This window comes from Streptomyces sp. NBC_01618 (genome assembly GCF_045209435.1).
Taxonomy (GTDB): Bacteria; Actinomycetota; Actinomycetes; order Streptomycetales; family Streptomycetaceae; genus Streptomyces.
Genome location: NZ_CP109297.1, coordinates 6,212,159 through 6,236,784, shown reverse-complemented (window position 1 = coordinate 6,236,784; position 24,626 = coordinate 6,212,159). Strand labels below are relative to the sequence as shown.

Sequence of the window (24,626 nt, the reverse complement as noted above, 5' to 3'; positions counted from 1 at the left end):
CGCACCGGCATGGCACGGATCCATCACCCGGAGTTGTAGCCCCAGCGGGCATGGCCGTCCTTGCCCATGAAGCACTTCGCGGGCCGTCCGTCGACAGTCGTCGCGGTGGCGCCCACGGGAGAGCAGTACTGACCGAACCGGGCGCCGCCCTGGCTGCCGGTGCCGCCTGTGCTACCGCCCGAACTGCCGGAAGAGCCGCCGCTGGTGGTGCCACCACTGCTGGACGAGCTTCCACCGGTACTGCCCCCGCTGTTACTGCCGCCACTGGTACTGCCTCCTGTGGTGCCGCCGCCCGAAGCGGTGCCGTACGAGGGCTGGGGGCGCGGCTTCGGCTCGGGCTTCGGCTTCGGCTTCGGCTTGGGCTTCGGCTCAGGGCTGGGTGCGGTGCAGGGGTCACTGGGACCGATCAGCCACAGTTTGACCGGCGTCCAGGTCGAGACCTCGGTGTCGGGTTCGGGCTGCTGCCGGCACACCCGCCAGTCGGCCAGGTCACCCGTCTCGTCGTCCAGGTACTTGCCGGTGTGCGCGTGGAAGTACACCGCACGAGCGAGGCCGAGGTCCCCGAGGGCACCCGAGGCGTCGTCGAACCGTTCACCGATGAGGTCCGGCATGACGATCCGGCGGGAGCCGAGCAGCTGTGTCGGGCACTTCTCCCGCTCCGGGACCGCGTACAACGTCAGCGTCCTGGCGGCCGGGACTACAGCCTTGTCGCGGGCGGGCAGCTGGAAGCAGACCCGCCAGCCCGACCCGGTACTCGTCACCGGCCGGTGGGCGGAGGAGGCATCAGCTGCCGTCACCCCCAGCCACGCATGGGCGCCCGCCTCCGCCATGGCCACCGGCAGAGAGGACCCGGTGAAATCGGGAACGACCAGGGTGCGCTCCGCACGAACCTGCGCAACGGTCTCCTCCCCGCTGGAACCCGACCCCAGGCCGGTGAGGGCCATTACGGCCACGCCTGCGAAAATCAGGACGGGATGTCGGCGTACCCAGGTGAGGAACCGCGTCCCGCGATCCGGGCGCAAGGGAGATGCAGGGGGCAGGAGTTCCCCCGTGGCTTCGAGGAGCTCTCCCTTCGGGTCGAGCTTCGAGCCGTGCAGCTTGTGCGGTCTTCCGTCGACAAGGACCTCGACGGAGTCGAACAGGCCGTACCTGCGGCGGAGGATCCACAGCGGCTTGGGCACGCGGGTCGCCTTGGGCGACAGGAAATTCCTGAGAAGGATGAGGCCCCTTCGGGTGAGGGCGGCGTAGCCCCATCCGTTGTGGTAGATGGCCCGGACGACTTCGTCGGGCTCCAGTTCTTCCAGCAGCACCTTCTTGCAGTCGTCGGAAAGGGAGATGGTCTCGCCTGCGACGGCCGCGCTCAGGCGCCAGTCCCCGGCCGACGGCTCGGGCACGAGTGTCCCGGTGCGCAGGAGCAGATCGCCGGACTCGTCGATCCGCGAGCCCCACAGGCTTATTCGCCGCCCCTCTACGGACACGTCCACGCGCCGCAAAGACCCGTACGCGGGGCGCTGTATCGCCAAGGGCCTCGGAACACGCGCCGGAACATCCCCGTCCAGGAGAATGAGGGAACCCTCAGTGAGCGCGGCGTGCCCCTTCCCCTGGCGGTACAGGGCCAGCACGGACTCCCCGGCCCGGAGAGCACGGAGCAGAGCCTCCGCTCCACGGGTCGGGAGCCCAACGGCCTCATGGGCCGCCACCTGCACGGTGCGTGGGTCGTTTCGCAGGAGGCGCTGCGCGGCAGTCTCGGACATGTGGGGATATTAACGACTGCCGTTCGAGGCTCGGACACCGGTGCGCTCACCTCGCAACCCCAGCGGTTGCGGCGGTCTGTACTACTTCGGGGAGTTCAGCGATCACCGCGAGCCGGGAATCGCCATGCGGGCCAAGGAGACCTCGGACGGTTACGAAGCACGTAACGGTCCGTACAGCTGCCGCATCGACGGGGACACCGTCACGATCTACCAGAACGGCAATCGGATCGGCAGGGAGAGCCTCAGCCCCGAACCGTCCCCGTCCTGAGGCCGTGGTGTCCTGGGGCGGAACATGATCGGATGCAAACCGGTATCGCCGGAGTCGCCCGCCCTTGCCTCCGTCTGCGAACCCGACGTTAGGATTTCTCCCGGGGCGGCCCCGTCGTCCGCGCGCTCGACCGTGCGGGCCGACCGGGCGTGACCACGGGGATACGGAAACCAATGGGTGGGGACAGCGCATGCGAGAAGGCCGGTGGACCACGGTCACCGAGTCGGAGTTCGACCATGAGCGGCGTGGGCTGAAAGCCATCCGGGAGAAGCTGCCGGACGCCGACCCATGGCGTGCCTGGTCGAACTTCACCTTCACCGCGAACAGCGGCCACGTCCGCGAGGTGGACCTGCTCGTCGTCGCCCCCGGCGGCGTCTGCATGATCGAGCTCAAGAACTGGCACGGTTCCCTCGCCAGTGAGAACGGCACCTGGGTCCAGACGACACCCACCGGCCGCCGCGTCCCGCACGGCAACCCGCTGCACCTGGTCGACAAGAAGGCCAAGGAGCTGGCCGGTCTCCTCGGCCAGAACGGCAAACGGGTATGGGTGGGCGAGGCCGTCTGCTTCACCGAGGGCTCCCTGCGCATCCGTCTGCCCGCCCACGACCAGAACGGCGTGTACAGCGTCGACCAGCTGGTCGACATGTTGAAGCAGCCACCGAGCGACGAGCGCCGCCGCATCACGGCGATCGGCTCCCGTGAAATCAAGGCCGCACTGACCCGCGTCGGTATCCGCAAGAGCGAGGCCGAGTACAAGGTCGGCCCGTACGAGCTGAAGCGGAAGTCGTTCGATACAGGCCCGACCTGGGCCGACTACCTGGCCGAGCACACTGAGCTTCCGGAGTCCGCACGCGTCCGCATCTACCTGCGGGAACGCGGCTCGGACGCCACGATCCGGAAGTCGGTGGAGAACGCCGCCCGGCGCGAGGCCGCGGTACTGCAGCGGTTCCAGCACGTGGGTGTGGTGCAACTCAAGCAGTACAACCCGTCGGGGCACGCGGCCGGGCCCGCCCTGATCTTCGACTACCACCCGCAGACCCTGCGCCTGGACGACTACCTGCTCCAGTACGGCGACAAGCTCGACATCCTCGGGCGCATGGCACTCGTACGGCAGCTCGCCGAGACGATGCGGTCCGCCCATTCCAGCCGGATCTACCACCGCGCGCTGGCCGCGCACTCCGTGCACGTCGTCCCCCGCGACCGCGGCCCCCGGGAGCGGGCGACGGGCGAGGAAGCTGCCTGGCTCACTCCTCATCTGCAGATCTCCGACTGGCAGATCGCCACCCAGCGCAGTGGCTCGGGCAGCGCCGCGACGGGCGTGACCCGGCATGCGCCGACCGCCCTGTCCACGACACACCTGGCGGAGGACTCCGACGCCTACCTGGCGCCCGAACTGCGCGCCCCGAACGCCGACCCGGTGTACATGGACGTGTACGGCCTCGGCGTCCTCACCTATCTCCTGGTCACCGGAAAGGCGCCGGCCGCGAGCCAGGCCGAGCTGCTGGCCCGCCTGGAGGCCGGTGAGGGGCTGCGCCCCAGTTCCCTGGTGGACGGACTGTCCGAGGACATCGACGAGCTGGTGCAGGCGGCCACTGCTTACCGCGTGGAGCGGCGGCTGTCCACGGTCGACGAGTTCGTGGAGATGCTGGAGCTGGTCGAGGACACGCTGACCGCTCCTGCCTCTCCGGCCGCGCCCGAGGCTCCGGAGAAGGACCCGCTCGAAGCCGTGGCCGGGGATGTCCTCGGCGGGCGCTGGGAGGTCCGCCGCCGCCTCGGTACAGGCTCGACGAGCCGCGCGTTCCTGGTGCGCGACCTGGAGGCCGAGGCGCGCGGGAACCGGCCGCTGGCCGTCCTCAAGGTGGCCCTGTCCGACAGCCGTGGCGAGACCCTGGCCCACGAGGCGCAGGTGATGGGCCGACTGCGCCCCGACTCCCGCGTGATCCGGCTCGTCGAACCCGAACCGCTGCGCATCGCCGGCCGTACACTCCTGGCTCTGGAGTACGTGGGTGACGAACGGGACGACGCGACCGAGGGCGCCGAGCAGGGTGGCGGCAGCCGCACCCGGGCCCGCGAGGAGACGGTCGCCCGCCAGCTCCGGGACCGCGGACGCCTTCCGATCGACCAGCTGGAGGCATACGGCGACTATCTGTTCGGCGCGGTGGACTTCCTGGAGGGCGAGAGCGTCTGGCACCGGGACATCAAGCCCGACAACATCGCCATCCGGGTCCGACCCAACCGCACCCGCGAGCTGGTGCTCATCGACTTCTCGCTGGCCGGCTACCCGGCGAGGGATTACGAGGCGGGTACGGAGGGCTACCTCGACCCGTTCATCGGCACCCTGACCCGTACCGCCTACGACTCCCACGCCGAGCGGTACGCAGTCGCCGTCACCCTGCACCAGATGGCCTCGCGCGAGCTGCCCCGGTGGGGCGACGGCTCGGTCCTGCCCCGGCAGACGGACAGCGAGGAGTTTCCCTACCCGACGCTCGCGGCCGACGCCTTCGAACCGGCGGTACGCGACGGCCTGGTCGCCTTCTTCCAGAAGGCCCTGCACCGCGACGCCGCCCAGCGCTTCCCCGAGCTGAAGCCGATGCGGGACGCCTGGCGGAAGATCTTCCTGGACGCCTCGCAGGCCGTTCCGTCCAGCCGTCACCGGCACAGCGAAACCCCCGCGGCGGCCTCCGACGACGGCCGGCCGACGATCGCGGACGCCGAGCCGCTCACCGCGGAACAGCAGCGCGACCAGTTGGCCAAACAGGTCACCCGTGACACGCACCTGTCGGCGTCGGGCCTGACCCCGGCCGCCGAGTCGGTCCTGTACGGCCTGGGCATCACCACGGTCGGCGGGCTCCTCGACTACAGCCGCCGCAAGCTCGTCAACGCGCCGGGGCTGGGTGCGAAGACCCGTGGCGAAGTGCAGCGCCGCCAACGTGAGTGGGGTGAGCTGCTCAGCGAGACGCCGGTGTCGCCGCTCACTCCCCGGGGACGGGCCGAGGCCAAGGAAGAGATCGCGCAGCTGACCGCCCGCGAGGCCACCGTCCTGGACGCCCTCGCCACGGGCGGCAGCACGTCCGGTCTCCCCGGAGCAGCGCTCCGCTCGGTCAGCCTGGACGCCCTGGCCACGATCCTGGTACCGGAGCTGAACAACAACGGTGCCAACCACAACAAGGTGGAGATGGTCCGGCTGCTGTTGCGCCTGCCGAACGAGCGCGGGGTGCTCCCGGACATCGGTGTCTGGCCGAAGCAGAAGGATGTCGCCGACGCGCTGGGTCTCTCGGCGGGCCGGATCCCGCAGATGCTCAAGGAGGAGCGCAAGCGCTGGAAGAAGGATCCGGCCGTCCAGGCGCTGCGCGCCGAGATCATGGACCTGCTGACCGGTCTGGGCCGGATCGCTTCGGCCTCGGAGATCGCCGACGCACTCGCCGTGCGACGCGGCACCCAGCTGCCCGAGCGGGAGCAGCGGCGCGCGCTGGCGCTCGCGGCGGTGCGCGCGGTGGTGGAGCTGGAGCAGTTCGATCCGGAGAGCGCGCAGTTCCAGCACCAGCCGAACCGTAAGGCCACCGAGGAATCCCTCGGCGCGGGGATGCTCGCCCTGGACGTGCGGGAGGCCGACGAGGCCACGGGCACCGCGGGCGACCCGCCGGACACCCCCACGGCCCCCGGTCTGCTCGACTACGCGACCCGGCTGGGCAGGAAGGCGGGCAGCCTCGCGAAGCTGGACACGCTGCCCACGGCGACGACGGTCCTCGGAGAACTGGGCGCGCTGACCCCACCGCCGGGAGCGGTGGAGTGGGACGAACGCAGGCTGGTCGAACTGGCCGCCGCCGCGTCCGAGAACGCGGCGGCCACCCCGCGCCTGGAGATCTACCCCCGGGACCTGGACTTCGTACGCGCTCTGCGGCTCACCCAGGCCGGGCTGGTCCGGCTGATCCCGGGCGTGCCAGAGGGACGCCAGCCGGGGATCACCGGTGAGGACGTGCACGAGCGGGTACGGGCCCGCTTCCCGGAGATCGTCGTGCCGGACGGCCGCGGCGGCACGACCCACGACCTGCCGACGGCCGGCCCGCTGACGAAGGCGCTGCGCGAGGCGGGCTTCGACCTCACGCTCTCGACGCACGAGAACTCCGGGACGCTGCGCTATCTGCCGACCCGGATGGACACGGCGTCCAGCTACCTGACGACCGGCACCTGGCGCCGCGCGACAAACGTGGGCCTGGTGACGCGGTACGCCGACGACCCGCTGCTGGCAGGTGCCGTACGCACCGACGAACGCCTCACCGCCTCGGCCCGACAGGACGGCTACCGGGTACTGACGGTGCGCCAGGACCTCTCCCCGAAGGCCGTGAAGGCTCTGGGCGGTACGGGCAGCCGGATCGGCGCACACACGGTGTCGGTGACGGAGCTGTTCCTCGAATCCCTGCACGCACTGGTCCCGCCGGGGACGAAGCCGACCTGGGAGACCCTGCTCAAGGCGGACGCGGCGGAGCCGGGTCACCGCAACGCCGCGAAGTTCGCGGAGTACGCACGCACGGCCTGGGGGGCGGTCGAGCCGCGCGTCCGCGAGCTGCTGGCCGAGGGCGGCTCCGCAACGCCCCCGGTCCTGCTGACGGACGCGGCCGTGTTCGCCCGGTACGACGCGATGGGCGTCCTGCACCGGCTCGCGCAGGCGGCCCGGCACGGCGGGCGCGGGCTGTGGCTGCTGGTCCCGCAGGGCGACCCCGCCCGCGAGCCCAGGCTCGGCCAGACCGCGGTCGCCTACCAGGCGGGGCTGGGCGAGTGGATCGAACTTCCGGACGCGTGGGTGGACGACGCCCACCGGGCCGGCTCAGCCGCTGACGGCGGCGCCGAAGCACACCAGGGAGACGACAAGTGATCGATCGCAAGGCTCTGTTGGACGACCTGAAGCAGCAGGTCAAGGCGGCCGAGACCGATCTGGCGCAACAGGTGAAGGCCGTCACGGAGGTGGACACCCGCCTGCGCGCCGAGTACGACCGGGCCCGCAAGCTGGGCCGTACGGCGGCGACCTTTAACTCCTGGCTCGACGAACGCGTCACCCAGGTCGCGGTGGCCTGGGTGCTGGGCACGGTGTTCGTCCGCTTCTGCGAGGACAACCGGCTGATCCCGGAGCCGTACCTGACGGCCCCCGAGGACGACCGCCGGGACCTGGCGCTCGCCCGGTTCGAGGACTACGTGTCGACGTCCGAGGACCCGACGTACCGGGGCTGGCTGGAGACGGCGTTCGATGAGCTGGGCGCGGGCCAGGCGGGCCGGCTCCTCTTCGACAAGAAGCACAACCCGCTGTTCCAGATCCCGCTGTCCCACGACGGGGCCCGCGACCTGGTCGACTTCTGGCGCGGCCGGGACGAGGCGGGCGCGCTGGTGCACGACTTCACGGACCGGCTGGAGGAGGACGGCGACGGCACGAAGGGCTGGGACACCCGGTTCCTGGGCGACCTGTACCAGGACCTGAGCGAGGCGGCCCGGAAGACGTACGCGCTGCTCCAGACCCCGGAGTTCGTGGAGGAGTTCATCCTCGACCGGACGATGGACCCGGCGGTACGGGAGTTCGGGTACGCAGAACTGAAGATGATCGACCCGACGTGCGGGTCGGGACACTTCGTGCTGGGCGCGTTCCGGCGGCTGGTGCGGCTGTGGGCGGAGGGGCAGCCGGGGAAGGACCGGCACGAGCGGGTACGGGCTGCGCTGGACTCGGTGCACGGGGTGGACCTGAACCCGTTCGCGGTGGCCATCGCGCGGTTCCGGCTGCTGGTGGCGGCTATGGCGGCCAGTGGGGTGCGGACGCTGGGGGAGGCGGCGAGGTTTGAGTGGCCGATTCACCTGGCGGTGGGTGACTCGCTGATCAAGCACCGGCACAAGCAAGAGAACCTGTTCGACGGCCTGGAGGAAGAGGGCGCGGACGAGCTGGCGGATTTTAAGTACGAAACGGAAGACGTGCACGAGCATCCGGGGATTCTGGAGCCGGGGCGGTACCACGTGGTGGTGGGGAACCCGCCGTACATCACGGTGAAGGACAAAGAGCTCAACGCGCTGTATCGAGACCTGTACGACGCTTGTGCGGGCAAGTACGCACTGTCGGTACCATTCGCTCAGCGATTCTTTGAACTGGCCATGCGAGGGGACGCAGATGGCCACGGGTACGGCATGGTCGGGCAGATCACGGCGAACTCCTTCATGAAGCGGGAGTTCGGCACACGGCTCATCGAGACGTACTTCGGTCACGAAGTGGAGCTGACGGAGGTTATCGACACCTCGGGTGCCTACATTCCTGGGCACGGGACGCCCACGGTCCTCCTTGTGGGGAAGCGGCGCGCGGGAAGCGGACGTTCCGAAACGATTCGCACCGTGCGTAGCGTTGAAGGTGAACCCTATGCACCGGAGCGTGGCGATGAGGGAAAGGTCTGGCGAGCCATTGTCGACCAGATCGACAGACCTGGTTCGGCAAGCCAGTGGGTATCGGTCGATGATCTTGAGCGTGAGCGCTACTTCGGCCATCAGCCATGGGTCCTTGCCGACGGCGGCCTGGAAATGATGGAAGCAATGACCGAAGCCAAGCAGGGCGTCTTGAAGCGGGAAACTTCCCGCATTGGCTTCTACGGCATTATGGGTTCAGATGACGCAATGACTGCGACCTCTCGGACCTTTCGGAGAATCAATGCGGAAGAACGGTATGTCAAGCGTCTCGTAGTAGGCGATGAGGTTCGCGAATTTGGATTCCTGGACGGCGATGACGCCTTTCACCCCTACGACAGCAAGCGCAATCTGGAACAGCTCACGAGCTTCCCTCGACTAGGCCGTTTCCTTTGGACTTCCCGAACAGAGCTGGGGAATCGGGCCACCTTCTCTGGCGGGACCTATTTCACTGACGATCGCCCTTGGTGGGAATGGCATCAGCTCCCCAAAGACTCCAAGACCCACACGCTGTCCATCGTGTTCGCGGAAGTGGCAACACACAACCATTTTGTACTGGATCGGGCTGGGCATGTGTTCAAGCAGACTGCCCCAGTTATGAAGCTGAGGGAAGGAACCAACGAGGTAGAGCACATGGAGCTGCTCGGCGTGCTCAACAGCTCCGCGGCGGCACTCTGGCTCAAGATGCGGTGCCATAACAAGGGCAGCACTGTCGACGCCAAGGGAGCGCGTCAGTCTACGGTTCCTTTTGAGGACTTCTACCAGTTCAACGCCACCAATGTCGCCGAGTTCCCCCTCCCCGCCAGGTACCCCACCCTCGCAGCTACCGCTCTGGATGCCCTCGCCCAACAACTCACCGCTACAAGCCCTTCCGCCCTTGTTAGCGAAGGCACCAACAGTGTCTCCAATCTTCGCGAAGCCCGCGCCGCATGGCACTCAACCCGGGCCCACATGATTGCTCTCCAGGAGGAGCTGGACTGGCAGGTATATTCGCTCTACAACCTCCATCCGGAGGATTTGCGCGTATCCGAAAACCCCAATGACCCTGTCATCCCTAAACTCGCTCTCGGAGAGCGCGCCTTCGAGATCGCCCTTGCTCGCCGAGTCGCCGCAGGCGAGGCCAGCGGCGAATGGTTCAAGCGCCACGGCTCGACCCCCATCACAGAGATCCCCGCGCGCTGGCCCGCCGCCTACCGCGAGGTAGTCCAGAAGCGCATCGACGCCATTGAGTCGAGCCGGGCCATCGGCATGGTGGAGCGCCCCGAGTACAAGCGTCGCTGGGCCACCGAAGGTTGGGACGCCCTCCAGCAGAGGGCTCTCAAGTCCTGGCTGCTGGAACGGATTGAGAACCGGGTGCACTGGTTCGACGAGAACGACATGCCCGCTCTTGTCACCCTCTCCCGCCTCATCGACGCACTCTCCCGCGACAAGGACTTCGTCTTCTTCGCCAAGATCTACGAGCCTCGCAAGGAACTGCCGACAGTAGTTGCCGAGTTGATGACCACCGAGCACGTGCCGTTCCTCTCTGCCCTGCGTTACAAGCCCTCCGGGCTCAAGAAGCGGGCAGACTGGGAACGTGTCTGGGACCTCCAGCGGCAAGAGGACGCCGCGCCTGACGAACTGGCCAAGCGGAAGATCCGGGACACCATCCCCGTACCGCCCAAGTACACATCCGCCGACTTCCTGCGCCCCTCGTTCTGGAAGGCGCGCGGCAAGCTCGACGTACCCAAGGAGCGCTTCATCTCGTACGGGCAGAGCAACGCCGCCACCCCCGAGCTGTACGGCTGGGCCGGCTGGGATCACCGCGAGCAGGCGTACGCCCTCGACGCGTACATCGCCTCCCACGAGGCTCTGACCTCCGAGGAGCTGACGCCGTTCCTCGCCGGGCTGCTGGAACTCCAGCCCTGGCTGGACCAGTGGCACAACGAGTTTGACGCGGCCTTCAGCGCCTCCCCCGCCGCCTTCTTCCGGGGCGACCGTCAGATGGTCCAGGGCGAGCACGGCCTCACGGATGACGACCTGCGCGCCTGGCGCCCGGTCCCCGCCAAAAAGGGTGCCAAGAAGAAGTAGACCGGGCGCGGAGACGCCGACGGCCCCCGATGACCAGTCGCTGGTCAGCGGGGGCCGTCTCGTAGAGCCGGTGCGTCAGGCGCGCAGGGCGCCGTCTTTCACAGCGGACACGAACGATGACCAGCCATCCGCAGCGAACGTCAGCACAGGTCCACACGGGTTCTTGCTGTCCCGCACAGGAACGACGGTGGCCAAGTCATCAGAGACCTCGATGCACGCGCCACCGTCCTGGTTGCTGTAACTGCTCTTGCGCCAGAACACGGTACTCAGGTCGATGGATCGCACGTCACTTCCTCCAACATCCGCAGGATGAACTTCCGCGACTCGGCTGGGGACAACGCCAGGTCGCGAACCGCATCGTATGTCTTCTGCAAACGTACGACCGGCCCGGATTCCTCGATGAGTTCGCCTCGGTATCCGTTCTCGGTGTACGCGACGGTCCGCCCCTGCGGCAAGAGGAGGTACCACACGTCCGCCCCCATCAGACCGTGCAATCCAGCGCTCTGCGGCAGCACATGCACCGCCACATTCGAGCGATCCGAAGCCTCCGCCAGGTACTCCAGCTGCTGCCGCCACTCCCCCGCATGACGCATCGGAGTCCGGAGTACGGCCTCCGACAAGATCGTTCGGAAGTCCGGAGCGGTGTCCCCCTCCAGCAGCTCCCGCCGCCCCATCCGAGCCTCCACCTGCTGCGTCAGCTCCGGCTCCTTGATCCCGCCCGCCGCCAGCAACTCCCGCGCGTACCCCGGTGTCTGCAACAGCCCCGGCAGCACGCTCACCGCAAAGTGCCACAGACTCGTCGCCTCCGCCTCCAACGCCATGTACCGCCGGTACCGCTCCTTGAACTGCGTCTGGTCGCTGACCGCCAGCTCCCACAACGCCAGCAGCAGTCCCGGCGTCCCGTAGTGCTGGTCCAGTGCCTGCACCACCTCCGGGCCGCCGACCGTCTCACCCTTCTCCATCTTGCCGAACAACGACCAGTCCCAGCCCAGCCGTTCACCGAGCTGCCGCAGACTCTGGCCGCGCGCGGTGCGCAGGAGCCGCAGCTCCTCCGCGAACCGCGCACGTGGTTCTCTGCTGCGACCCGTGACCGTCCGCCTCGTCGGCATTTCACCCTCCGTGGAACGTGTTGCACCCGGCCACTCACGCGACCAGCCCCTCACGCACCGTAGTCGTAGACATGCGCCCAGGCAGAAGAATCCGCAAAGAACAACCGAAGGAAGGCACCCACGACACAACCCCCGCGGAGCACCCCTCCCCCGCAGAACACTCCAGGTCAACCCGTAAGCCCGGGATCGGAGTCGCCCAGCCCACCCGACACTCTCCCCGGCCCGACAAAGCGGCGCCCCCGCAGTAGTTTCCGAGAGTGCGACACAGACCTGTGCAGCGAACGGCGGGGGCTCGGTTGATTCGTTTCTACCAGCGTCCGGCCGTGAGTCAGCTGTCGAGGTTGGGTTCTACCAGGGGGAGCGTTGTCGGCCCTATGCCCTACTCTGTGAATAGGCGCGGGGCCTAAACGTCCTAGGAGGACGATGTGCGCCACGCCCATGTGAACGCCGCGAAGTTCATCAGCCGCGATCTCGGCGAGCCCTACGACGAGTTGCTCGGTGGCGAAGAAGCCCACCACCTCCTCGCCACCGCACACGCAGACCGCGTCTGCCCGCCGACCGGCCACCGCATCTCTTGGGAAGACTGCTACGCCTCGGCCGACCTCTATCCGCTCACCTGGAAAGCACTCCTCCTCCTCGATATGAGGGGAGCAGCCCTCCCACCCACCGAGCACTTGACTGGCGACGACCGGCAACGCGCGGTGGCAGCAGGGGACCTGGCCGAGTGGATCACCCGGGAAGCCCGAACGTTCCTCATCGCCTGAGCGAGGTGAGACGGTTCCGAGGCTGGGTCAGCCCTAGGCTCCGCGGCTCAGCCAATACGAGGCGGTACGCGAAGAGGCACCGGCTCATCCTGCCCATCCCAGACCAGACGCAGCACGGCGGGAATCGGGGACCCCATGGACCCCGCCATCATGAACTCGTGCACCTCGCCCGGCGGGAGCGAGAGGTCATCTTCCCAGCCTCGTACCACCGCCTCCGGCAGCTCGTCACAGCGGATATGCTCAGCAGCGGCGGTTCCCGAGTTGATGAGCTGCCACACCGCCTTCCTGCTGTGCTCGATACTGAGCACCGGGCGCGGCCGGTTGGCCTCCGCAACACGCTGCACCTCAGCCGCACGCTGCTGGTCAGCGAGCGTCAGCTCGGCCGCAACGGCCGAGCGTACTGCGGCATCCCCCGATCGGCGCGCCTCCCGCACCGACTCTTCGGCCGCGTTCGCCGAGCGCCGACCATCCCGCTGCGCCCTGAAGCTGACCCACAGCGCCCCACCTGATATCGCGAATGCAGCCCAACCGGCCGCGTCTCCCCAGTCCATGGGCGGACCGTACCTCTGAAAGATGCCGGCGGGATGAGGTTCGGGCACGAGCTGGAGGATCTCGCCAGGTCTGGTTCTACGTGGTGGCGTGCAGGGACCGGTTACGCAGGTCGGCGGCGCAGAACGCGACCACTATTCGGAATCAGGATGCATCTGTACCCACCTGCCGTCGATGGACCTCATCTCCACGCCGTAGTACGGCTGGGGCGGGTGGACCAACCGCTTGCCGCGGCGTGGCGCTGCCGGCGGCTTGGAGCGTTCGGCGCGTTGCGGCTTCGCTGCGCCCGGCTTCATCTTCGTATCCCGCTTCCGCAACGCTTCGATGCGTTTGAGGAGTTCGGCACGGCTGATGTCTTTCGGCGCCCGGGGTAGACCGAACGGAGCCGCCGAACGGGTCGACGAGCGGTCTGTATTCGACTGGCAGGCGCGGTGCACCGGCTCTCCGCCTGTGGCGAAGACGAGCTTCTTTCTGCTCACCGGCTGGCGGCATACGGTACAACGTTTCATCGCAGGCTTGGATTTGAACACGTCCGACACGATCCCCCCGGGGTGATGCCTTGGTGGGACAGCAGGATAGGGGCAGTAGTAGCAATCTGGGAATGATATCGAGCCCCGGCTCGCACCCGGAGCGGCGCAGTACACCAGTGACCACCTCTCCCACCTGTTCACCGCCCTGGCTCTCGACCTCGGCCAGGATGCGACCACCTTCGCCTTCCACGGGCAGGACTTCGACAGCCTCGCCGAGACCGCGCCGTCCTGGGTAGGGCAGGCACTCTGAGGGCCGCCAGTTCACCATCCTGCGCGGTCACGACAACTACGTGGACGACGTCGCCTGGGCTCCGGACGAACAGCGGGTGGCCACGGCCTCCGGCGACTGGACCGCAGCAGTGTGGGACGCGACCACGGGGCGCCGTATCGACGTACTGAAAGGCCACGAAGGCCGTGTCCGCGGCATTGCCTGGTCCCCCGACGGCCAGTCCATCGCCACCGGCTCGGACGACCGCACCCTACGTGTCTGGTCCGCCTCTTCCCTCGAAGAGATCGCCATCGTCGGCGTCCACCAGGACAAGGTGACCTCGGTCGCCTGGTCGCACGACAGCACGCGTCTGCTGACCGCCTCGTTCGACGGAACAGCCCGCATCTGGGCTGCCGCCCCCGACTTCGACCAGCTCGAAGCCCACGCCCGAAACCGTGTCTTCCGGACACTCGATGAGGACGAACGACGACGCCATCTGCTGCCGCTGACAACGACGTAGCCGAACCGGGTTCAGTACCGTTCCTCCACCGTGCGGTCGTCGGTGCTCACCAGATAGTCGTCCGGATCGAGCTTCATCGCCTTGCGGGCGGGCGATGCCCAGTACAGGGCGTTGCGATCCGCGAAAGTCTCCGGACCGTCGTAGGAGATCAACCAGACGAACTGGTTGCGCTCCCGGTCGACCCACGCCCCACCGATTTCGAATCCCAACTCCAGCCGCAGCGGCACGATGTCCGCCTGCCAGCGTTGCACCCAGGCGTCGAGCAGGCCGTCACGAACGACGTAGGTACGGAGCTGAGTTGTCTTGGCCATGGGATTTCATCCCTCCAGGAGTTCGATCTGCAGGCAGTACGCCAGGCCAGTGTTCCGCATCGGTTCGTCGAGGGCCGTGTGATCGGGCCGGCCGGAGAAGCTGGACCCCGAGGCGCAGAAGCCGCAGCTCCTTCGCAATCCGCGCCCGTGGTTTCCTGCTGCGGCCCGTGACCGTCCCCGTCATCGGGGTCGCACCCTCCACCGTCTGCCGGGCCCACCAGCACGCCGCTGGCGCGAGGAAAAGGGGGATCTCCAAAAGGAGCCGCCCGGCGGCATCACCGATGCGTCGGGCGGCACCTGCGGCGGACCACCCGCACTACGGTCCCCGACCCGGCCACGTCGCCGGCCCCGGACCTGAGGCTGCCCCCGGGATGTGGACACCCTGACAATGGATCGTCGTGCGAGCCTTGGAGCTCGCCGGTGAGGAACTCCAGGGGTGCCCCAGGTGCGTGATGGACCCGAGGCGCTCCTGTCGGCATGACCGTCGATCCGTCGCTCAGCGCATCGACTGGATCCAGCGCCAGCCACCCTCGCCGATCAATACGGACGGGCCGAAGCCGGTACCTGCCGCATCGCCCGGGAGGAACAGCAGGTCACCGGTGGTGGTGCCCTGCGGTGCGGTGGTGAGGAGCAAATCGGCGCGCCCGTCGCTGTTGATGTCGCCGACCGTGCCGGCGAGGGGGTACGGGGTGCTCGGCACGGAGCCGATGACAGTGGGCGCGGGAAGCGCCTGGGCCCCGGCGGACAGGAACTGGCGGAGCTGCCCCTCTGCGGAGCGGGCCCACAGGTCCGCGCGGCCGTCCTTGTTCACATCGCCGGGGGCGAGGATCTCGGGCAGGTCTGCGGGCTTCCACTCCGGGCCGCCCAGAACCACGGCGCTTCGCGGCAGGGTCGGGTTGGTGCCAACGCTGCCGCGGTGCATGTAGAGGCCGTTGACACTGCGGCCCAACAGGTCGGGCTGTCCGTCACCGTCGATGTCCCCCACAGCAAGGACATTGGCGTGTGCCCAGCCGGTGTGGCGTTCGCCCATCGGGATGCGGTCGCCGAGGCGGCCGAGGCCGATGTTCGGGTAGACCCACAGCTCGTCACCGATCCGCGCGATAACGTCCTCGAGGCCGTCGCCGTTCCAGTCGCCGCGGTGGCTGACGTCGGCACCCGCGAAGCCGCTCGCGCCGATGACCTGGTATGGGGCGAAGCGCCCGTCGCCGAGCCCGGGGTAGAGCCGCAGCGAGCCGTCGTCCTGGACCGCGAGCAGATCCCGGACGCCGTCACCGGAGAGGTCTCCGGCGACCGGCGTTCGCTCCCGGAACGCCGCCGCCGAGCGGACCAGCAGGTGGTCCTTCACCTTGGTGAAGGACGTCTCCACCGTTTCGCTGTGCAGGTCGCGGAAGTCCTGACGGGTGAAGAAGGTGAAGTCGAACTTTGAGACGTATTTCGTACCCGTCTCGTTGTCGACGAGGGTGGGAGCGCCGGAGCGGCACTCCGTGGCGCCGGCCGTCTTACACGCGGCCGTGAAGTACTGCTGGTCGGTACCGTCTGCCTCGGCCAAGGACAGGGTCCCCGGCCGGCCTGCGTATACCGGATCCATGTGTACGTAGTCGGGGCGGGCGTTGAAGTCGCCGGCCAGGACGACCGGCAGGCCGTTCGCCCAGGTCTCGATCCGCTCCAGTAGCGCCGGGGTGTCGTTCTTCGTGGCGTCGTCACGCCGAAGGTGCGTACCGCAGGCCAGGACGGCACGCCCGTCGAGCGGGGCCTTGGCACAGACCACCGAGCGCTTCTCCCCGGTGAAGCCGGGCGGTGTCAGCTCCGCCGACATCCCGGTGACCTCGCTCTGCGGGGCCTTGATCAGGAGCGCCTGGCCGAAGCTCCTGTCGTCACCCCACGCGGAGCAACCGTCTGCGGTCTGGGTGCTGGTCCACACGCCCGCGTAGCCGGGCAGAGCCTGCCGCAGTCGGTCGTACTGGCCCTTGCACATCTCCTGAAGCATCACCACATCGGTGTCCCAGTCGATGATGTGACCCTGGAGGCCGTCGGCCCAGGCGGCCAGCGGCATCTCGCTCTGACACTTCGCCGCATACGCGCCGCAGACGTTGTACGAGATCGTACGGACCGGCGGCGTACCCGCCGGCGCCTCGGCAAACACGGTCACCATCGACGGCACGCTCGCGAACAGACCCGCGGCCAGAACGAACCCCGCGGCTGCCCACCCCCGAAGTGCTCTTCTCTTTGTCAAAGCATTCCCTACCCTGTAGGAATCAAGCAAAGGGGGACAAGGGTAGATCACGCCACCGGCCCCGGCTGCCGGGTGAAGTTCCCCGCAAGTAGCTGAGGGGATTCTCACCCCTCGGCCCTCACAGATCCGTACGTGACGATCTCTCGTCATACGGTTCGGGGGTGGTCGGGCACGCCGGGGCACGTTTGCTGGCGGATCTCGCCGGGGCCACCGGCCTGACCACCGCGTACTCCACTGCGCTCGGGCCGCTACGACCGCGCGGCACCGGGCATGATCCGGGCCGGACCGCCACCGATCTCGCGGTGATGCTCGCCGACGGCGATGAGGCGATCGCGGATCTGGTCGCGCTGCGGGACCAGGGCGAGGTGTTCGGCCCGGTCGCCTCCACGCCCACGGCCTGGTGGTTCCTCGCCGACATCGACAAGTCTGCACTCGCTTAACTGCGAGCGGCCCGCGCCACGGCCCGGGAAGTCGCCTGGATGCAGGCCGCCGAGACCGGCGAGGGCATACCTGCTGTCCGGGCCGGCGGTCCGGAGCCAACACGCGAGCACCAACTCCCACTCCTGGCGTCCGATGTCTTCGCGGACATCCCCGACCGTCTGGCCGTTCTCTGCTGCAGCGTCCTCGGGCAATAGGTCGACGGCCTGCCGAAGGAGTGTGAACGCGTCATCCATGTCTCGCATTGCCTCATGTCCCCGGACGGCTTCTCATAGGCGATCAGGCAGGAGCCGACGGCGCGACACGCTCAGAAGTTCCCGGGCACCAAGATCTGCCCACTACTTTCAGCAACTCGACTGCGATCCGCCCTACCGGCCGGCCGGCTGGGTCAGTTCGGACAAGCCTGCGTCAGGTACTCGCTCCTGCGGCAGGACCCGGCCCAGCGGGCACGGCTGGCCGAGATCCGCGACAACCTCACCGCTCGCAGCGCCGAAGCCGAACGAGAGGGCTGGTTCGGCGAGGTTGAAGGGCTACGAACCAGTCTCGCCGGCGCCGACGTGGAACATGTGGAATGTGCGGCACCCGCCCGGGAAGCAAAACCCGCCTTCGGTGAGTCCTGCCCCCGGCCGGGCCATTCTCGCTATCAACCCCTCACGCAGAGCAGTTCAGCCCTGCGGCCGGGGCGGAGGATCCGCCCAACGACCAACCGAAGGAAGCCACCATGACGCCCACGTCGCCCCTCCCCCGCAGGACACCGCAAGGCAGCCCCTCCCGCGGTGCAGACGCTCCCGTACCGCCGGTCGAATGGCGGATGGAGCCGGCCAGGACCACGGAGGCGCTCGAAGCCCGCGACGCCCTCGCCGCCGCCCTCAGCCAGGCCGGTATCCAGCTCCCCGCCATGGATGTCCGTACCCCCTGGGCCGACACCATCCACCCGCACGGGCCGGCCACCGCCCACGCCGAGGAGCACGAGGCCGAGCGCACGCGCGAGGTCCGTTACGCCCTGATCCACCTCGGCATCTGCTCCGCCCCCGTCGCGCTGGCCCTGGCAGCCGTGATCAGGAACGGAGCAGCCAGGTGACCGACGACGGCAGCCCCCGCGTCGGGGCGGCCGTCCACGACACCGGGAGCGGCCGGGTGGGGCTGGTGATGGGCCACCAGGGCTCCTACATCCAGCTCCGCCCGCTCGGCGGAGGCCGCGAGTGGGACGCGGACCCCGCCCGCGTACGGCCGGCCAGCCGGGACGAGTTACTGAGCGCACAGCTCGCCGCGGTGAACGCACGCAGTCGGCACAAGATCTGATCAACGCTCCGCCCTGTCGGGCACTGCGGTCCGGCGAACCCGGCCGGGCAGACACCCGTTGTGTCTTGCGGAATCGCCCGAGCCCAGCTCGCCCGAAACCCCTGCCGCCCGATCCGCCCGCTGTCCTAGGATGAGAAGGATCATCTCAGCGGCCCGACGGGCTTCCGTTCCGCGTCAGCGGACTGAAGAGGACATGCCCCCACCCGCACGAGCTACTTCGTGCTGCCTGGGGGCATTCCTTGCTGTTCCGCGAGTCCGCCGCAACCGTCGCCGCCCGCAACCTCGAAGGGACGCTGGCGCTGCACCTGATGGAGAACTTCCAGCACGCGCAGGGCCACCGGCCCGGAGCGTCCGAGGTGCGATCCTGGGAGCGCAGCATTCCCGCCCTCACCGGTGCGCTGCTCGACGCCGGGCTCGACGACGTCGAGATGCTGATCGAGTACACCCTCCCTCTGACAAGCAAGCGCGCCGACGTGATACTCGCCGGGGTCCACCCGTCGACCGGCGAGCCGTCGTACGTCGTGGTCGAGCTCAAGCAGTGGAGTCAGGCCTTCGCCGAGGAGGAGGATCCCCTTCTCTGCCGTATAGACGCATACCCGCGTCCCGTGCTCAACCCGATCGAGCAGGTCCGTGGCTACTGCTCCTACCTCCTGTCGTTCAACGGCGCGCTGGAGCGGATGCCGGAATCGGTCGCCGGAGTGGCGTTCCTGCACAACGCGACGGAGTTCGGAATCAGTTCCCTGCGCGAGGTCCCGGAGGACCTGCAGGGCCGTATGTACACCGCCGAACAGCGCGGCGCCTTCCTCGACTTCCTGCGTTCGCGGCTCGCGCCCAAGTCCGGGGCGGGGGCCGCAGACCTGCTCGTCCAGGGCAGGACCCGCCCGTCGAAGCAGCTCATGGTCGTCGCGGCAGCCGAGGTCCGCGACCGCGAGCAGTTCGTCCTCCTCGACGAGCAGCGGGTCGCCTATGAGCTGGTGCTGTCGGCGGTGCGCAAGGCGAAGCGGTCGAACCACAAGCAGGTGGTCGTGGTGACCGGTGGCCCCGGTTCCGGCAAGAGCGTCATTGCCCTGTCGCTCCTCGGCGAGCTGTACCGGCGCGGGGAGACCGCTCTGCACGCGACCGGTTCGGCGTCGTTCACCAAGACCATGCGCAAGGTTGCCGGTGCGCGCAAGCCCGAGGTGCAACAGCTGTTCAAGTACTTCAACAGCTTCATGGAGGCCGAGCCGAACGACCTCGACGTACTCATCTGCGACGAGGCCCACCGGCTCCGCAAGACCTCCGCCAACCGCTACACCAAGGCCGCTCTGCGCACCGACCGCCCCCAGGTGGCGGAACTGATCGACGCCGCCCGGGTACCGGTGTTCCTGCTCGACCAGCACCAGGTGGTGCGCCCCGGCGAGATGGGGACCAAGGAGCAGATCAAGGACGCCGCCGCCGCGCAGGGCCTCGACTGCGTCGTGGTGGAGCTGGACAGCCAGTTCCGCTGCGGCGGCAGCGAGGCCTACGTGAAGTGGGTCGCGAGCCTGCTCGGTCTCGAGGGCGACAAGCCGACCGTCTGGGAGCCGGACGGCAAGGTGGAGTTGCTGATCGCCGACAGCCCGCAGGAGCTGGAGGACTTCCTCGTCGCCCGCCGCGATGAAGGCGAGGGGAAGAAGTACAGCGCGCGCATGGCGGCCGGGTACTGCTGGAAGTGGACCACGAGGATCACCCCGGAGATGTCCGAGCTGCCCCGCGACGTCGTCATCGGCGACTGGTCACGGCCCTGGAACGTGCCCGGCGACCGGTCCCTGTTCGGCGCCCCGTCGGCACCGCTTTGGGCCAACGATCCGGCCGGTTTCGGCCAGGTGGGCTGTGTGTACACCGCCCAGGGCTTCGAGTACGACTGGTCGGGCGTGATCATGGGGCCGGACCTGGTGTGGCGGACCGACCGCTGGGTGGTGGACCGTACCGCTTCGAAGGACCCGATCTTCACCAAGGCGACCCCGGACGCCGAAGTCCACCGGCTCATCCGCAACACGTACAAGGTGCTGCTGACCCGCGGGATGGTCGGGACGATGATCTACTCCACGGATCCGGAGACCCGCGAGAAGCTGCGCTCGCTCGTCCACCCGGTGGCGGGGGTCAAGGCGGCCGTTCTCGTCTGATCCGGTGATTGCGGAACTATTGGTCCGTTGTCGTACCTACGCCATACGATCGGACGACACCCGCGCCACCGCCCGTCGGAGAGTGAGACCCGCCCATGGCCCAGCAGCCACCCCTGCTCCGCGATGTCATCGACATCAAGGAGTCCCTCTCGACCTCGGACTTCGTCCTCCAGCTCTCGGAGGCGACGACCCCGGAGGGCGCCGAACGTGCCCTGCGGGACTATGTGGTCACGGAGCGGCTGCGGGACAACTTCGACGAGGCGCTGGGGCTGATCAAGGCAGCGTTGGACGGGCACACGTCCAAGGCGGCCTATCTGCACGGCTCGTTCGGTTCGGGTAAGTCGCACTTCATGGCAGTGCTACACGCCCTGCTCAGCGGCAGCCTCGCCGCCAGGTCCCGCGACGATCTCGACCCCGTACTGACCAAGCACGCGTGGCTCGGCACGGCCGGGAAGAACTTCCTGCTCGTGCCGTACCACATGCTGGGGGCCAAGGCCCTGGAGCAGCGGGTCCTCGGCGGCTACGTCAGCCATGTGAAGAAGCTGCACCCCGAGGCGCCGACGCCGCAGGTGTACCGGACGGACGCACTCTTCGACAGCATCCGCTCTCTGCGCGAGCGCCACGGGGACCGTTTCATCATCGACGGCCTCGCGTCCTCGGACCCCGACGCGGCGGACGACGATGACGAGTGGGGCGAGGCCTTCGCCTGGGAGCCGGGCCTCCTGGACACGGCGCTCGCCGCCGAAGAGGTGCACGAGTCCGGTCAGGCGCTCAATCTGGTCAGCCCGTCCACCCCGGCCGAGCTGCGTGCCCGCCTCGTCGAGGACGCGAGCACGAATCTGCTGCCCGGATTCACCAAGTACGCCGCCGAGGACGAGCACGGGTTCGTCTCCCTGGACGCGGGCCTGTCCGTCATCGCCGAGCACGCCAAGTCCCTCGGCTACGACGGTCTGATCCTCTTCATGGACGAGCTGATCCTCTGGCTCGCCACTCTGATCCACGACCAGAAGTTCGTGGCCCGCGAGGCCAGTAAGATCACGAACTTCGTGGAGGGTGGCGACGCCCGTCGTGCCGTCCCCGTGGTGTCCTTCATCGCCCGCCAGCGCGACCTGCGGGAGCTCGTGGGCGAAGAGGTGTCGGGAGCGGCCGAATCGTCCATCCAGGACACACTCAACCTGGCGTCCGGCCGTTTCGACAAGATCACCCTGGAGGACCGCAACCTCCCCCAGGTCGCACACGCCCGACTGCTGACCCCCAAGGACGCGGAGTCGGCGGCGCTCGTCAACGCCGAGTTCGAGAAGACCCGCAAGGTCCGCCAGGAGGTGTGGGACACGCTGCTGGGATCCGACCGGGGCACCGACGGGGTGGGTGCCGACGAGGAGAGCTTCCGGCTGACCTACCCCTTCTCTCCGGCCTTCATGGACACCCTCGTCCATGTCTCCTCCGCGCTCCAGCGGAACCGGACCGGTATGAAGCTGATGGGCCAGCTGCTCGCCGACCATCGCGATGAGCTGCGGCTCGGCGACCTGATCCCGGTGGGCGATCTGTACCCATTGATCACGGCGGGCGGTGACAAGCCCTTCACCGACAGTCTCAAGGTCGTCTTCGAAGCGGCGGACAAGCTCTACCGCACCAAGCTGCGCCCGTATCTGCTCGGCACGTACAACGTGTCCGAGGAGGACGTGGAGCAGTACGCCCATCGCGGCCCCGACAGCATCGCCGACCCGGACCTGCGCGGCAGGGTGAAGACCTTCATCGGCGACAACCGGATCGTCGGCACGCTGCTGCTCTCCGCCCTCGCACCCAGCGTCCCCGCGCTCGCCGACCTCACGATCCGCCGACTCTCCGCTCTCAACTACGGCTCCGTCGTCGCCCCGATTCCGGGGCGCGAATACGGCATCCTGAAGAACAAGGTCGCCGAATGGGCGGGCCGCTTCCCGGAGATCAAGGAAACCGGCACCGACGCCAACCCGGGAGTGCGCCTCGAACTGACCGGCGTGGACGTCGACTCGGTCATCGCCAACGCCAAGGTCAACGACAATCCGGGGAATCGCCAGGCACTGGCGAAGCGGATCCTCTCCGAGGAGCTCGTGCTGGAGCACGGGCAGCTGACGAGCCGGGTGAACTTCGACTGGCGTGGTACGAGCCGCAGCGCCGAAGTCGTCTTCGGGAACGTCGCCGACGAGGAGGAGCTGCCCGACCACGACCTGATGCCGCAGGAGGACGGTCTGTGGCGGATCGTCGTCGACCTCCCGTACGACGAGAGCGAGTACGGAACAGCCGAGGACGTCGAACGCATGCGGCGGCTGCGCGAGAAGCAGCACCAGGGCAAGCGGTCCCGCACGGTCGCCTGGCTGCCGGCCCATCTCTCCGCACAGCGGTACACCGACTTCTGCCGCCTGGTGGTGATCGACAAGGCGCTCTCCGACGAGCAGCGCTTCGACAGCCAGTACGCCGGCCACCTCAACGCGGACAATCGCGCCCGTGCCAAGGGCCTGCTGGAGACCCAGCGCGAGTCCCTGCTCAAGAACGTGAAGGCCGCCTTCAAGCAGGCGTACGGCCTGGCCGAGAAGAAGCCCACCGATGTGGAGCTGGGCTTCGCAGATCACCTCCAGTCGCTGCGTGATGTCGACGGGCTGGTCTTCTCCATGGGCCAGTCCCTGCGCGACGGTCTGCGGCACGTCGCGGGCAAGCTGCTGGCCGACCAGTTCCCCGACCACCCGGACCTGGACCCCGAGAACACCGGCATCCCCCTGAAGGCGGCCGACGCCCGCAAGGTCTTCACCCACATTCAGGCGGCCGCCGAGGCACGCGACGGCCGGACCGAAGTCCCGGCCGGTGACCGCAAACTCCTTCAGCGCATCGCCGGCCCGTTGCGCCTCGGTCAGCAGAAGGAGGCGTACTTCGAGCTGTCCCTCTTCTGGGCCGACCACTTCCGGCAGCTCGCGCGTGAGCGAGGCGTCACGGGTGACCTCTCCCTGATCACCCTGACCGACTGGACCGACCTGCCGCAGCCGCGCGGGCTTCCCGACTTCCTCTCCCGGCTCGTCGTGGCCGCCTTCGCCGAGATGGACGACCGGGTCTGGGTGCGCGGCGGGATGCCGCTCGACCCGGCCCCCGAGCTGTCGCAGATCAAGGATGTCGACACGCTGCGCAGCCAGCCGCTGCCGTCGGAGGAGGACTGGGACACCGCACGCCGACGCTTCGAGACGATCTTCGGGAGGCCGGCGCCGACCCTGCGGCGCGGGCGCATGGTCAACCAGTTCGCCCGGCAGATCACCGAGCAAGCCCGGTCCTACGAGGAGTACGCGATCGCTCTCGTGGCGAAGCTGGAGGAGCACGCGGGGTTTCTCCATCTCGACGGCACCGACGAGTCGGGGCGGCTTCCGCTCGCCCGGCGTTCCGTCGAACTGCTCAGGGCCCTCACCCGGACAGCAGGGCAGGGTGCGGCCGGGGCGAAGAAGACGGTGGATTCGCTGGCCGCCTTCGATCTCGGGCAGGTCGGCGCGGACCGTTTCGGTTCGTCGATCACCCAGGCCAAGGAAGTGGCCAGGGCCCTGACCGACACGTCCTGGACCACGCTCGAACTGGCGGCCAACGAGGGCCCCGAGGGTCAGGCCCTGCTGGACTCCCTACGAAACGCCGCCGGTGACGACCAGCGGACCAGTCCCCTGCCGGGCGCTTTGGTCCGGACCCAGCGCGAGGTCCTCGCGCTGATCAAGCGCAACCGCGCCGCCGCCACTCCCCCGCCGCCCGCTCCCGTCGCCCCGAACGCGAATCAGGTGCCGCTGAACACGGACACCAGTCACCCGCCCGTCCCGACCGACCGCACTCCCGCACCGGCCTCCGACGGGCCGCGGGTGCAACGGTCGGGAGGCGGCCGCACCACCGCGGCGCGCGCCGTGGCGGAACTGCAGGCGGAGATCGCCGACCTGGCCGCACGTGAGCCCGGTGCGGCGGTCGAAATCACCTGGCGGGTCGTCGAATCGTGAGCACC

Annotated in this window: 16 protein-coding genes and 1 pseudogene; 10 read left to right on the top strand and 7 right to left on the bottom strand. The window is 68.5% G+C overall.

Features of this window, described 5'->3' with window-relative positions:
• Positions 1–23: 23 nt before the first annotated feature.
• A complete protein-coding gene (locus tag OH735_RS28835; protein ID WP_406384539.1) occupies positions 24–1,484 on the bottom strand; it encodes a hypothetical protein in 1,461 nt (486 codons plus the stop codon).
• Between the two features lie 310 nt (positions 1,485–1,794).
• Here OH735_RS28835 and OH735_RS28830 point away from each other — a divergent pair, with 310 nt between their 5' ends.
• The 3 genes from OH735_RS28830 to pglX all read left to right on the top strand — a co-directional run bounded on the left by OH735_RS28830 (position 1,795) and on the right by pglX (position 10,521).
• A complete protein-coding gene (locus tag OH735_RS28830) occupies positions 1,795–2,022 on the top strand; it encodes a hypothetical protein (RefSeq protein ID WP_406384538.1) in 228 nt (75 codons plus the stop codon).
• Positions 2,023–2,212: 190 nt separating this feature from the next.
• Positions 2,213–6,895, top strand: a complete 4,683-nt coding sequence (gene pglW / locus OH735_RS28825) for a BREX system serine/threonine kinase PglW (protein WP_406384536.1) — start codon at positions 2,213–2,215, stop codon at positions 6,893–6,895.
• Positions 6,892–10,521, top strand: coding sequence for a BREX-2 system adenine-specific DNA-methyltransferase PglX (gene pglX, locus OH735_RS28820; protein ID WP_406384535.1), 3,630 nt, complete (start codon positions 6,892–6,894; stop codon positions 10,519–10,521). Before pglW ends, pglX begins: the two co-directional genes overlap by 4 nt.
• Positions 10,522–10,596: 75 nt before the next feature.
• Here pglX and OH735_RS28815 read toward each other — a convergent pair whose 3' ends face one another.
• Positions 10,597–10,806 carry a DUF397 domain-containing protein gene (locus OH735_RS28815; RefSeq protein ID WP_327258651.1) on the bottom strand — a complete coding sequence of 70 codons (210 nt, stop codon included), beginning with the start codon at positions 10,804–10,806 and terminating at the stop codon, positions 10,597–10,599.
• Positions 10,788–11,630 (bottom strand): helix-turn-helix domain-containing protein, encoded by an 843-nt coding sequence (locus tag OH735_RS28810; RefSeq protein WP_406384534.1) that lies wholly within the window; start codon positions 11,628–11,630, stop codon positions 10,788–10,790. Before OH735_RS28810 ends, OH735_RS28815 begins: the two co-directional genes overlap by 19 nt.
• 425 nt (positions 11,631–12,055) lie before the next feature.
• On the opposite strand from OH735_RS28810, the gene OH735_RS28805 reads away from it, so the two are divergent.
• On the top strand, positions 12,056–12,394 hold the full coding sequence (locus OH735_RS28805; RefSeq protein WP_406384532.1) for a hypothetical protein: 339 nt from the start codon (positions 12,056–12,058) through the stop codon (positions 12,392–12,394).
• A 47-nt stretch (positions 12,395–12,441) separates the two neighbouring features.
• Here the strand turns inward: OH735_RS28805 and OH735_RS28800 are convergent, their stop codons facing one another.
• Positions 12,442–12,945, bottom strand: coding sequence for a hypothetical protein (locus OH735_RS28800; RefSeq protein WP_406384531.1), 504 nt, complete (start codon positions 12,943–12,945; stop codon positions 12,442–12,444).
• Positions 12,946–13,077: 132 nt separating this feature from the next.
• Positions 13,078–13,473: a hypothetical protein gene (locus OH735_RS28795; RefSeq protein ID WP_406384530.1), complete on the bottom strand. Its 396-nt coding sequence runs from the start codon at positions 13,471–13,473 to the stop codon at positions 13,078–13,080.
• Positions 13,474–13,763: 290 nt separating this feature from the next.
• Here OH735_RS28795 and OH735_RS28790 point away from each other — a divergent pair, with 290 nt between their 5' ends.
• A complete protein-coding gene (locus OH735_RS28790; RefSeq protein ID WP_406384529.1) occupies positions 13,764–14,201 on the top strand; it encodes a WD40 repeat domain-containing protein in 438 nt (145 codons plus the stop codon).
• Between the two features lie 11 nt (positions 14,202–14,212).
• On the opposite strand, the gene OH735_RS28785 is transcribed toward OH735_RS28790, so the two are convergent.
• Positions 14,213–14,512 (bottom strand): NIPSNAP family protein, encoded by a 300-nt coding sequence (locus OH735_RS28785; protein ID WP_406384528.1) that lies wholly within the window; start codon positions 14,510–14,512, stop codon positions 14,213–14,215.
• A gap of 496 nt (positions 14,513–15,008) precedes the next feature.
• Positions 15,009–16,664 carry an FG-GAP-like repeat-containing protein gene (locus OH735_RS28780; protein ID WP_406384527.1) on the bottom strand — a complete coding sequence of 552 codons (1,656 nt, stop codon included), beginning with the start codon at positions 16,662–16,664 and terminating at the stop codon, positions 15,009–15,011.
• A 233-nt stretch (positions 16,665–16,897) separates the two neighbouring features.
• Between OH735_RS28780 and OH735_RS28775 the strand changes: the two are divergent.
• From OH735_RS28775 to OH735_RS28755, 5 genes and pseudogenes are all read left to right on the top strand, one after another.
• Positions 16,898–17,275: pseudogene (locus OH735_RS28775) on the top strand (IS1380 family transposase); the annotation flags it as partial.
• 629 nt (positions 17,276–17,904) lie between these two features.
• Positions 17,905–18,264 (top strand): hypothetical protein, encoded by a 360-nt coding sequence (locus OH735_RS28770; protein ID WP_406384526.1) that lies wholly within the window; start codon positions 17,905–17,907, stop codon positions 18,262–18,264.
• Complete coding sequence (locus OH735_RS28765; RefSeq protein WP_406384525.1) at positions 18,261–18,485, top strand: hypothetical protein; 225 nt, start codon at positions 18,261–18,263, stop codon at positions 18,483–18,485. Before OH735_RS28770 ends, OH735_RS28765 begins: the two co-directional genes overlap by 4 nt.
• A 239-nt stretch (positions 18,486–18,724) precedes the next feature.
• The gene (locus OH735_RS28760) at positions 18,725–20,629 is read left to right on the top strand and encodes a DNA/RNA helicase domain-containing protein (protein ID WP_406384524.1); all 1,905 of its coding nucleotides are present in this window, start codon (positions 18,725–18,727) and stop codon (positions 20,627–20,629) included.
• A gap of 95 nt (positions 20,630–20,724) precedes the next feature.
• The gene (locus tag OH735_RS28755) at positions 20,725–24,621 is read left to right on the top strand and encodes a phage resistance protein (protein WP_406384523.1); all 3,897 of its coding nucleotides are present in this window, start codon (positions 20,725–20,727) and stop codon (positions 24,619–24,621) included.
• The last annotated feature ends 5 nt before the right edge of the window (positions 24,622–24,626 follow it).

What these genes read in the sequence shown, in the direction of transcription:
- OH735_RS28800 (WP_406384531.1), bottom strand. Translation starts at nt 12,945, where the DNA reads ATGGACTGGGGAGACGCGGCCGGTTGGGCTGCATTCGCGATATCAGGT.
- OH735_RS28785 (WP_406384528.1), bottom strand. Translation starts at nt 14,512, where the DNA reads ATGGCCAAGACAACTCAGCTCCGTACCTACGTCGTTCGTGACGGCCTG.
- pglW (WP_406384536.1), top strand. Translation starts at nt 2,213, where the DNA reads ATGCGAGAAGGCCGGTGGACCACGGTCACCGAGTCGGAGTTCGACCAT.
- OH735_RS28770 (WP_406384526.1), top strand. Translation starts at nt 17,905, where the DNA reads ATGACGCCCACGTCGCCCCTCCCCCGCAGGACACCGCAAGGCAGCCCC.
- OH735_RS28780 (WP_406384527.1), bottom strand. Translation starts at nt 16,664, where the DNA reads ATGGTGACCGTGTTTGCCGAGGCGCCGGCGGGTACGCCGCCGGTCCGT.
- OH735_RS28810 (WP_406384534.1), bottom strand. Translation starts at nt 11,630, where the DNA reads ATGCCGACGAGGCGGACGGTCACGGGTCGCAGCAGAGAACCACGTGCG.
- OH735_RS28755 (WP_406384523.1), top strand. Translation starts at nt 20,725, where the DNA reads ATGGCCCAGCAGCCACCCCTGCTCCGCGATGTCATCGACATCAAGGAG.